Source organism: Clostridioides sp. ZZV15-6383 (assembly GCF_020657735.1).
Lineage (GTDB): Bacteria > Bacillota > Clostridia > Peptostreptococcales > Peptostreptococcaceae > Clostridioides > Clostridioides difficile_D.
Genome location: NZ_JAGWCV010000078.1, coordinates 1 through 11,532, shown reverse-complemented (window position 1 = coordinate 11,532; position 11,532 = coordinate 1). Strand labels below are relative to the sequence as shown.

Genomic DNA, 11,532 nt, shown 5'->3' with positions numbered 1-11,532 from the left:
GTATAACTATATAAATTATTTATAATTGTTTGATGTAAAATATCTTTTAACTATTTTCTATTCACAAATATAAGTTTTATATATTTATTTAATATAGAATGTATTTTAGATATTATTATTTTTATCTGTATAACTATATAAATTATTTATAATTATTTGATGTAAAACATCTTCTAACTATTTCCTATTTACATATATAAGTGTTATATATTTATTTCCTATAGAATATTTTTTGTTTATTACTATTCTTATTTGTATAACTATACAAATTTTTTCTTTATATTAATATGGTTCAATTTTTCATTGATTTTGAATTTTATTATAATATTTCATGAAAAATTTTAAGAAAAGTAAAAGGAGGATTCTTTTTTGATATAAAAAAAGAATCCTCTTAAAATTTTAGAGAATTCTTTTAGGTATGACAAAAGTGTAATTGTTTACATAAGAAACAATGATACATTTGTACTTATTTAAATTTAGATATAACTATAACTTGTATAAAGATTTAAAATTTCCATATATGAAATTATACTTCTATTTTTTCTATATCAGGATATAAAATTTGATGTTTGATAAAAGTGGTATCTTTATTAGTAGATTTAAATATTTTCATAATAGATAGCCTTACTAGGATAGATTTGTGCTTATTTCTACCTCTAGAGAGCCAGATATTTATAGACTAGTTAGAAATTTCATCAGAGTTATTAGTTTTGTACTCTTTAGTGAACAAGAATGGTAAAAACAATATAGCATCAACTAGAATACTCCATAATAGTGATTCTAATGTAAATATAGACTCAATACTTCCTTCAAGTATAATAGAAACAGTGTTATTTACTAAGTGGATTAATATTGGTGCCCAAAGGTTTTTGGTCTTCATATAGGTATATCCTAAAAATATTCCTATAAAGGTACAATATGCTATCTGAGAAATAACACAATAAAATGGGGTTTCGGGACTGTACAAAGTGACACAAAGAGGCAAATGCCAAATTCCCCATATAAAACCTAAAATTAATACACCAAATTTTTTGCCATAAATCTTTTGTAGTCTAGGTTGAAGAAAGTATCTCCATCCAAATTCTTCTCCAAAAAATAAATTAAAACCAAAACATAAATTTATAATTATATTTATAAATACTGTGACAAATTTATTTACAACATTAATTGATAAACCTTCTTTATCAATAATATTTCTAACTATAATTAATATCAAGAATATTAATAGAAGGCCTAAAACTTTTTTGAAATTTTTACTTAAAGATAAATTTAAAACTTCAAATTGAAATTCATTGTAAAGAACAACCGCTAAAAGATAAAAAGATGTTAATGTATCTATTGTTGAAGAAATAATACTACTATGCATTAAAAATGTTTCAGCTATAGATATTACTATTCTCACAATTGTAGTTATAGCAAAAAACTTTAAAAATTTATCCACTGTTGAATCAAACTTGTAATTAGAAACTTTTTTTAGGACAACAATTGCTGAAAATGCAGGAATATACATAAATAATACAGAGAAGCTTGATATAAGTTCACTATTATTTGGTTTTGATATTGACAAAAATAAAAATATTGATGTAAAAGCAATCAGTAAAAAATTTATTAATAAGAAATAGTTTATTTCTTTTTTTATTATTTTAATATTATTTGACATATTAATTCCCCTTATTTTAAATTTTTAAATTATATATATATAATAACAGATTTTATATAGAAATAAATATATATATCAAATATTGAAAACTAACAAAAATATTTTTATATATTATAAAGAACTAAGAAAAAGTTTGTAATGATTCTATATTATATGATTAAAAAAAAATTTAGAAAAAAAATAAATAATAAGAAGGATTCTATATAAAAATGTAGAATTTTTTTATATAGTGAAAGGAAATTTATGTAAATTAATACAGGATTATTTGTAAATCACTACAAGAAACATATAACATACTAAAAAATAAGGGGGAAATAGATATAATGCCAAAATATGATGATTTTAACTTAGATTTAAATAAGGTTGTGAGTAATGAAAAGAATGATAATGCTAAAGATGTTTCTTCTAAAATTGTAACTAATACTATAAAATTAAGTATAAAGCTTTGTGATAAAACAACAGAAGGTAAAGGATGCCATCCATCATACACTAAGATTAGTCCTTGCAATAGAACATATATGGAATAAATTAAGTAATAGAACATATATAAAATAAATTAAACAGTATGTTATATGTTTTTGTAATGGTTTATAAATACACTATACTATAAAAAAGTATTACACATATAGGAAGTATATTAAACAGTTTAATTATTTGTATATAAAATTAAAATATAAGTCAAAAGGAGTGATCACTATATATAAATCATCTGATTATTTTATTGTAAGAGCACCAAGTTTGCCAATAAATGTATGCTTTGATTTATTAGAATATAAAGGAAACCTTATAACATACATGAAGGATAAAAATATATATAATTTAGTAAAAAATATGTTGATGGTATCTAGTAAAAGTATGTATAATATGCTTTTAGATATAGAATGTGAAAAAGTTAAGTATAATGATACCTTTGCATTTGGACTAAAAAATTACTTAATAAGAGCTTCTATAAGGGCAACTCCGTTTGGAATATATGCTGGTGTAGGAGTAGGAAGTTTTAATGAAGGTACTAATCTATCTATAGATAATAAATACTTAATAGAGATAAAAGTTGATAATAAATGGATTTGTAATATAGTGCATCTACTAGAGAATAAGGAGAATGTACTTGATAGACTATCATTAAAGTTTAATAAAAATACTTACATTTCTGGTGATAGATTAAAGAATACACAAATTTCTTTACATGGAGCTGAAAGTGAAAATAGATTTAATGAATATAGTATAAGAAATACATATTTAATAGAACTTATAAAAGAATTTAATGAGAACTATAAAACATTTAATGAAACATTAAATGTTATTGAGAAATCATATCCAGAGGTGGATAAAACAATTATAGTAAGCACTATAAAAAATCTTTTAGATAATGAATTTTTAATTACTAATTTGAAACAGCCATCGTATTGTTCAAATAGTTTAGAATGTTTGATATCAACATTAAAATCTCTTAATTTAGAAAAAGAAATTAAAATATATGAAGAAATTTTAATTTTAATTGATAAATTACAAAATAATTTAACAATTGATAGTAATATTAATTCTGAAAAAGCAAGTTCTATATATTGTGAACTTGTTGATAAAATGAGCTCTGTATTTGAAGCAGACAATTACATCTACATCAATAAAGGCATTAGTTTAAACAATAGAAATTTAGATATTCATATAAAAAAAGATTTAGAAAATTTTATAAGTAAGATTAGCAAATTGTCTTTCAAGAATAATGTGTATGAAAATATGTTTTGTGAAAAAGTATCTGAAGTCTATGGCTATGACACTCTAATTCCATTGACAGATATTATTGATACTAACAAACTTAATATATTGAATACTATAGATCAACAAAAAAATTATAATGATGAAAATGATGAAAAAATAAAAAATATTATAGACTTTAAAATTTTACAAGCTATCGAAGAATGTAAAGATGAAGTTGAGCTAACGGAAGATAATTTTAAAAAAATTATTGAGTCTAAAGAAGACACTAGAACTATAGATCTGATTAAATCTTTTGATTTAAACATAATGATTAAAAAAATATCTGAAAGTGAAAATTATCAATGCTTTGTTACAAGTAATCCCGGATCGGATAGATCAACTTCAATTTATAATAGATTTTATGAAATTTTGAAATCTGAGAATGGATACTTAAATGTATTAGATACACTTAAAAGACAAGATTATGATTATGAATATAACAATGATTGTATCTATGCTGAAATTAGAGAGTTATTACCAGATTCAAGGTCAATAAATGTTAGAAATAATATCAGAATAAATAATACAAATTTATCATTTTCACTTTGTGAAAATAATAGCGATACATATATATATATTAGAGATTTATATATAAGAATAAATAAAAATAATACAATAGATATTATTAACTTAAAATTAGGTAAAAAAATTATATTTATTAAAAATGATATGCTTAACAAATATGGTCACAGCAAATTAGCTAATTTACTTTATAATATCAGCAAAAGAAATCAATCTAATCCTATAAACAGATTATACGATTTATTTAATAATAAGTACATATTTACTCCAAGAATAAAGTTTGAAAATGTTATCATAACCCCTAAGCAGTGGTGTATATATGAAGAAATGTTTAGTAATATAAAAGATTACTCTTTATTTATACAAGAATTTGATAATATCAAAAATATATTTAAAATCGATAGATATGTATATTTGGCAAATTCAGATAATAGGATATTAATTGATTTGAGTAATAAAGATTTTTATGAACATATATATAAATATATTAAGAAATTTTCATATATAAAACTAGAAGAATTTGAGTTTATTTCTAATGACGAATTTATACTTAAAGATCAATATAGCAATAAATATATATCTGAATACTCACTTTCTTTTTTTAAAGCAGATGTTAATAATGTCAAAGAAATAGAAATAGATGAAACTTACAAGGAAAATATTATTACTGATAGTAGCTCATTTATTTTACCATTTGAGAACAACTGGCTATATTACAAATTATATGGAATTAATGGAAGGGAAAATGAAGTTATTAGACAGGTAGAGGATTTATTTAGCTCTTTGGAAGAAGCATCTATAAAGTTTTTTATAAGATATTATGATGAAGGAGGAAAAAATTTAAGGGTTAGATTTAGATTTGAAAATAGTAAGGATTTAATGAATAACCTTATATATATCAATAACTTTTTTTACAAATTAAGAGATCAAGGTATGATATATACAGCCTCAATTGATACATATTTACCTGAAATATCTAGATATGGTGGTAATGAATTGATTGATTATGTTGAACGTTTTTTTTCAATTGATAGTAAATTTGTTATGAGTCTATTAAAAAAAGTAAACTTATCTGAATCAAGTGATGTTGAATTTTATTATTTTTTAGGTATATTATCAATATTAAAAACAATATATTCTTCTGAAGAAGAAGTCATGGAAGCTTTAAATAAATATACACGTAAAGGTAAGTGGAGAGATGAGTATAAAAGTAATAAACAAAGATATATACATTTCTCAGAAATAATTTTTTATAATGATGTTTTTAGCATAGAGAAAGTTAAGTATTTATATCCATTATTAGAAAAAAGAAATAGTCTCTTAAAAGAAGTTAAAAATAAGCTTGATAGAAATATTAATGTTACTAATATAGACAGTATAATTTTCTCAATAATTCATATGTTTTGTAATAGGTTTAAAGGAAACCCAGGGGAAGAAGAAAAAATAACTCATTTTATTAGATATTCAATGAGAGATGTTTATAATAGAAAAAAATATTATAAATAGTTCAAATTAATTTGTTTATATAAAAAAATTTTAATATATTAGAAAGGTAAAAGATGTTATTAGAGGAAATAGAAATAATAGAATGTACAAAATATAATGAAAAAATAACTGAGATTATATTTTGGTACTTAGAAAAAATATATGATAAATTTGAAAATAATTTGATAGAGATGAATGACTGTGAAGATTTTTTAATTGGCATTTCTAATTTATTACCTATAATACCAGATTCACAAAAAGAAAAGTATATTTATATTGGATATGAGTTAGTAAAAATATTAAAGGATAAAATAGAAAGTAATATTTTTAAAAATTTTTATCCTCTTTTTTTTCAAGGACTTGGATATTCCGCGTATTCAATTTATTCCTTTAATAGAAGTACAGGATTATTATCTAATTTTCTTAACGATATAAATAAATTATTGCTAAATGAAGGCTACAATAAATCTAAGCAACTTATAGACTATTACGAGAACAATACTAATACATTTGATTATGATGCCATATATGGTATGTCAGGTATATTAAATTATTTACTTGAATTTGAATGGACAAAAGATGAAAGTTACAAGATAGAATTTATGATTGCGTATTTAGTAACTCTTTCAGAAGAAATCAATTATAATGAATACACTGTACCAAAAATATTCATTTCCAATGTAAATTCTACAGAAAGTGAAAGAGGACAATTTTTATTTGGAAATATAAACTTAGGACTATCTCATGGTATAGCTGCTCCACTTAAAGTCCTTACAATTGCTAAAAGTAAAAAATATAATGTAGAGGGTATAGATGATGCTATTTCAACATTTTTTGATATATACAATGATTTTGAAATAGAAAAAGACAATACTATAACGTGGCCTCCAATGATTGGCTTAGAAGAATATAATTGTAGAACTTTAAAAGACCGTGATTATAGTCTAGACTTTAACAAGTGGTGCTATGGATCTTTAAGTTTATCTCTAGTTTTAGCAGATGCATCAATAGATGAAAAACAATATTTAAAGTATTATAATAACTGTAAACAAATTGCTAAACAATATTTTAAGGAATACTGTTTCTTTACACCAAATATTTGTCATGGTTATGCTAGTATGTTAGCTATGCAAATATTTGCGTATAAAAAAAGCAAAGATAAAATTATGTTAACAAATTTAGATTACTCAATTGGAAATATTTTAAAATGTTTTGATGAATATAGCGAGTATGGATTTAAAATATGTTCAGATATTGACTTAGAACATGAATTTAAAAATTATGAGATTAATTCGTATGATTTTTTAGAGGGAACAACAGGCATAGTTTTAGCATTATCTCTTATATTTAATAATGATTATGATTTTAATAAATTGTTATTTTTTAGCTAGCAGATTAAGACTTAAATGAGGAGATGATATTATAAAAGCTTTAAAATTAACACTAAAATTTGTATTTAAAGTAGATAAAAAATATATTTTTTTATCTCTAATATCTACTTTAATAGCAACAATTATTCCTATTGTTAGCATGTTGGTTATGCAAGAGATTATTAACAATATACAATTAGGACTGAGTACATTTAATATTATAATACGAAATATTATTTTTTATATTACTATTGATACAGTATTGATTTTTCAAAAAAATATTTTTGATGTATATCAAAGTAAGTTTATTAAAAATTTTCATTTAAAATTAAAGGCATGTTTGTTAGAAAAATGTAATTCACTAAATTTGTGCGATTTTGAAGATAGTAAAGTTTATGATATGATTCAGAGATCTGAAGAAGATGGAATTAACAATACAGTTAACTTTATTGATAATTTTATCACTCTATTGAGAGTATCAATAAATCTTGTATCTTATTCTTTTATTCTTTTTTCATTTAACTTAGCTTTAGTTATTCCAATAGTTATAATACCAATTGCTAAATATTTTATAACTAAAAATTATAACTTAAAAGAATATATTATTATAAAAAATAGAACCAATGAATCTAGAAAGGCATGGTATTTAAGCTATATTTTAACAAGAGAGGATTTTTTTAAAGAAATTAAACTAAACAATGTAGGGAATTTCTTTATAAATAAATATAAGACATTGTATAATAAGTTTATTTTGCAAGATATTACTCTTATTAAAAAATATTATGTATCTTTGACTATAGTCTCAATAGCTGAACAGATTGTAGATGGAGCGATATTCATATATATAATATATTGTGGATATATTAAAACTATTCTTATTGGGAATGTAATGACTTATATAAACTCTTTAAATAAAGTTAAAGATAGTTTACAAAGTATGTTAGATATTGTAGCCAAAATAAAGAAAGAAAGTTTGTATATTGATTTATTATATGATTTTTTTAATTATAATACTAATGATAAAAATGGCTCAATAAAAATTGATTCAATAAAAACTATAGAAATAAAAAATTTATCCTTTAAATATGAAAATAGTAGTAACTATGTATTAAATAATATAAATTTAACGTTTGAATCAAATAAAATGTATACAATATTAGGTACAAATGGATCAGGAAAAACGACACTTATAAAGATTCTTATGGGGTTTTATCCTAATTATGAAGGTGAAATATTTATAAATGGGATAAATTTAAAAAAAATAGATAAAGAGAGATATATGAATCTTATTGGAACCCTTTTTCAAGATTTTTCAAAATATGAAGCATCGTATTATGATAATATAGCTTATGGAAATATAGATAAAATTGATGATGATGAATACATAAAATACATATCAGAGAAGTTTTCAATAGATAAAATATTAAATAAAAACTCAGATAAAATTGATTCTCAAATTGGTTTTTGGTTTGATAATGGAAGACAAATATCTATGGGTCAATGGCAAAAAATCGCCACAGCAAGAGCTTTTGCAAAGAATGCAGATATGTATATATTAGATGAACCTAATGCATCATTAGATGTTATTACTGAAAGAGAAATAGAAGATATGTATATGGAAATATTTAAGAATAAAATAGGTATTATAATAGCACATAGATTTAACAACTTAATAAAAAAATCATCAAATATTGTATTACTTAACAATGGAGAAGTCATGGAACAAGGAGATCATGAATATTTAATATTAAATTGTGATTTGTATAAAGAAATGTTTTTTAACAATCTAGATGCATGTAGTCTATAATGATATTAGTATGATATAAAAAATTAGTATAAAGTAATTAATAGAATAAAACTAAATAGAATGATTTCTTATGGCAAAATAAATATATATAGTGGTGGTGATTTTAATGAATATTAATAAAGTCGTAAAATTTGTAATAGGGTTATTTATAGATATAGGAATTAGTTTGATTTTAGAATTTGGACCTATACTAACAACTATATTCGCTTTATTATATATAATGTTTTATATACCTGATATATATAAGTATATAAAAAATAATTGAATAAGCCTAACTTTATAGGCTTATTCAATTTATCAAATTATATAGACCAAAATTCGCAAAGTAAGATTTAGACTAATAAGTATTTAAAATTTAATAGTCAAGGCATTTGTTTTATATTGTTTATTTGAATATATATTTCGTATTTTATTGTATGGTTGTAATAAAATATTTTGATTAAAAGGAAGGTAGCATATGAAGAAGATAGTTGCATATATAGGCAGTAGAAAAGGTACAAAATCAAATACATATAAATTTATTAGTCAAATTTTAGAGGTAACAAAACAAAAATTTAATTCTATAGAGTATGAGATAATAACTTCAAATCAGTTAAACATACAACCATGCAATGGTTGTGATACATGTTTTGAAACAGCAGAATGTCCTTATGATAAATATGATGATATGGGAAAGTTAAGACAAAAGATAATAAATTCTGATTTTGTTATATTTGGGAGCCCTGTATATGCACATAATGTATCTGGAGATCTAAAAATATTTTTTGATAGATCATCATCATGGATGCATACTATGAGATTACATGGTAAAGGTAGTATGGTTTGTACCACAACAAGTACAAGTGGTCATACAACATCACTTGACTATATGAGTAAGATAATGAACCATTATGGTTCAAATTTGGTAGCTAAATATAACTGTTCTGTAGACTATCCAGAAGAACTTTATAATGAAGATTGGATGAGAAATACAACTGAATTGCTATCAGAGGAAATAATCAAGTCAATAAGTAATCCCCAAAAATCCAATAGTAATCTAGAATATATTTTTAAGTCATTGAAGGAGATTATGTCTAAATGTAAAGATAATAATATTGAAAATGGGGAACTAGAATATTGGAAGGAATCAAGATTAATTGACTATAATACTTTTCAAGATTTCCTAGATAATGAATATAATAAAAATTAAAAAGTAGAGTTGTTTTTTTATTGAACTGAAGATTTAATATTTAAATTAATTTGTCAAAAAGCTTTGCTAAGTACAAATTTTTTTGGCTAATGCTCTTAGGCTAAAAAATTTATACTGGTTTTGACAAAATAAAAAATATGATAAGCTGTTGCGATAAAAAAACAGACTAAGAGTACTTATATTACTTAGAATTTTGACTTTTAATCTGAAATAATCTCTTCATCTTAAATAAAACATTTAAAGATGGTTTTAAGGTGCTTGTGTTGCGAAATGTATATTTACAAAGGCGAATAATTATAAAGGTATCAAAAGCTAAATAAAACGGTGGAATTTTATCGAGAATACAATAAAAACCTAGAAATATTTTTCTAGGTTTTTATCATATATATTTTTATTTTATATTAATCAAATTTAATATCTGTAACTTCATTCCAATTCACTTCTTTAATATTATTTTCTGGATGATATAGTTCTACTGTATGTATTGCATCTTTATAACTATAATAAATTACTGTTTTAGCATTAATATGATTTTTTTTATATCCTTGATATTTTGCATTAGTTGGAATTTTACTTTCTATAAAATTATATGCTGAATTAGTTTCCATTGTTTCAACTCCATTTGAATCAAAATATATTAACATAAATAAACTTATAATCATGCAAATACATGAACATCCAATAAGATAAAATTTGAACCATTTTCTAAAACTGATTTTATTTTTATTATTTGTATTTGAGTTATACATACCATACCCTCCCCCCCACTAGTTACTATCTGCTTTAAATGTAATAGCAAAGCTGTAATTACCTAGTCTTATAAATTCAGTGTTTATATCTTCTAACTTATGAATTTTAGTTCTAGCCCTATTTCCATCTTCATCCTCATATACAAGTGTTTTTTCTGTTCTACTTATAATTTTAATTCTGAACTTACAATCTCTATCACAAATGCTACTTGTTTCATAAGTTTTACCAATTAAAAATTTTATCATCAACTTACCTCCATAAAAAATTAATTATAAAAATTAAAACGTCGAGTTGTTTTTTTTGTTGAGCTGAAGATTTCATATTTGCATTATTTTGTCAAAAAGCTTTGCTAAGTATAAATTTTTTTTGGCCAATGCTCTTAGGCTAAAAAAATTTATACTGGTTTTGACAAAATAAAAAAATATGATAAGCTGTTGCGATAAAAAAACGACTAAAAATATTTACATTACTTAACTTATTCTGAGAGTTTAATGATTTTGATTTTAAATAAATACATTATATTCATAAAAGTTCTTAGATTGGCTTGTAGAGTTTTTTAGATTGTGAAAGTATAATTACATTACTTATTGCATTTATAGGGCTTGAAATTTAAATAAATAGATTTATATTATAAGAACTATAGTTATTAATTTCCAAAACTTTATGATATAATTATATAAGCAAGAAGATTAAAACTATATTTTAAGAGTGGAGTTCATACTAAAGATAAAAACCAACTTCCTAAAAGGAAGGAGGTGGAAGTATGAACGAGTTTTTACTTAGTGTTTTAGCAAGTTTAGCAGCTAGTGTAATAATTTACTTAATTAGTAAGTTAAACAAAAAAGTAAAAAGCCACTCTGTGCGAAATGAACTGAGACCTTTATATCGGACAGTTAAAAAACCACGGAGTGATTATGAAACCATAAGATGATTCTTGTAATGTACAGGAGTCATCTTTTTTAATCCCCATTGTTTTCTTTTATTATTATAA

The 11,532-nt window shown here is 22.6% G+C and carries 10 protein-coding genes; 6 read left to right on the top strand and 4 right to left on the bottom strand.

The features are described 5' to 3' along the window. Window positions 1-679 precede the first annotated feature (679 nt). Window positions 680-1,660: a CPBP family intramembrane glutamic endopeptidase gene (locus tag KGF42_RS17595; protein WP_227826792.1), complete on the bottom strand. Its 981-nt coding sequence runs from the start codon at window positions 1,658-1,660 to the stop codon at window positions 680-682. 323 nt (window positions 1,661-1,983) lie between these two features. On the opposite strand from KGF42_RS17595, the gene KGF42_RS17590 reads away from it, so the two are divergent. The 6 genes from KGF42_RS17590 to KGF42_RS17565 all read left to right on the top strand — a co-directional run bounded on the left by KGF42_RS17590 (window position 1,984) and on the right by KGF42_RS17565 (window position 9,791). Then, window positions 1,984-2,187: a hypothetical protein gene (locus KGF42_RS17590; RefSeq protein WP_074183630.1), complete on the top strand. Its 204-nt coding sequence runs from the start codon at window positions 1,984-1,986 to the stop codon at window positions 2,185-2,187. 160 nt (window positions 2,188-2,347) lie between these two features. After that, on the top strand, window positions 2,348-5,446 hold the full coding sequence (locus KGF42_RS17585; RefSeq protein ID WP_227826791.1) for a lantibiotic dehydratase: 3,099 nt from the start codon (window positions 2,348-2,350) through the stop codon (window positions 5,444-5,446). A gap of 53 nt (window positions 5,447-5,499) precedes the next feature. Continuing rightward, a complete protein-coding gene (locus KGF42_RS17580) occupies window positions 5,500-6,816 on the top strand; it encodes a lanthionine synthetase LanC family protein (RefSeq protein WP_227826790.1) in 1,317 nt (438 codons plus the stop codon). 379 nt (window positions 6,817-7,195) lie between these two features. After that, window positions 7,196-8,602, top strand: coding sequence for an ABC transporter ATP-binding protein (locus tag KGF42_RS17575; protein ID WP_207655630.1), 1,407 nt, complete (start codon window positions 7,196-7,198; stop codon window positions 8,600-8,602). Between the two features lie 106 nt (window positions 8,603-8,708). Beyond that, window positions 8,709-8,867: a hypothetical protein gene (locus tag KGF42_RS17570; protein ID WP_159066570.1), complete on the top strand. Its 159-nt coding sequence runs from the start codon at window positions 8,709-8,711 to the stop codon at window positions 8,865-8,867. Window positions 8,868-9,059: 192 nt separating this feature from the next. Further along, window positions 9,060-9,791 (top strand): flavodoxin family protein, encoded by a 732-nt coding sequence (locus tag KGF42_RS17565; protein ID WP_227826789.1) that lies wholly within the window; start codon window positions 9,060-9,062, stop codon window positions 9,789-9,791. Between the two features lie 401 nt (window positions 9,792-10,192). On the opposite strand, the gene KGF42_RS17560 is transcribed toward KGF42_RS17565, so the two are convergent. The 3 genes from KGF42_RS17560 to KGF42_RS20590 form a co-directional block, all read right to left on the bottom strand. Then, window positions 10,193-10,540 (bottom strand): hypothetical protein, encoded by a 348-nt coding sequence (locus KGF42_RS17560; protein WP_227826788.1) that lies wholly within the window; start codon window positions 10,538-10,540, stop codon window positions 10,193-10,195. An 18-nt stretch (window positions 10,541-10,558) separates the two neighbouring features. Further along, on the bottom strand, window positions 10,559-10,786 hold the full coding sequence (locus KGF42_RS17555; RefSeq protein ID WP_227826787.1) for a hypothetical protein: 228 nt from the start codon (window positions 10,784-10,786) through the stop codon (window positions 10,559-10,561). 667 nt (window positions 10,787-11,453) lie between these two features. After that, window positions 11,454-11,532 (bottom strand): IS3 family transposase (locus KGF42_RS20590; protein ID WP_227826685.1); only part of this gene is annotated, 79 nt, incomplete at its 5' end.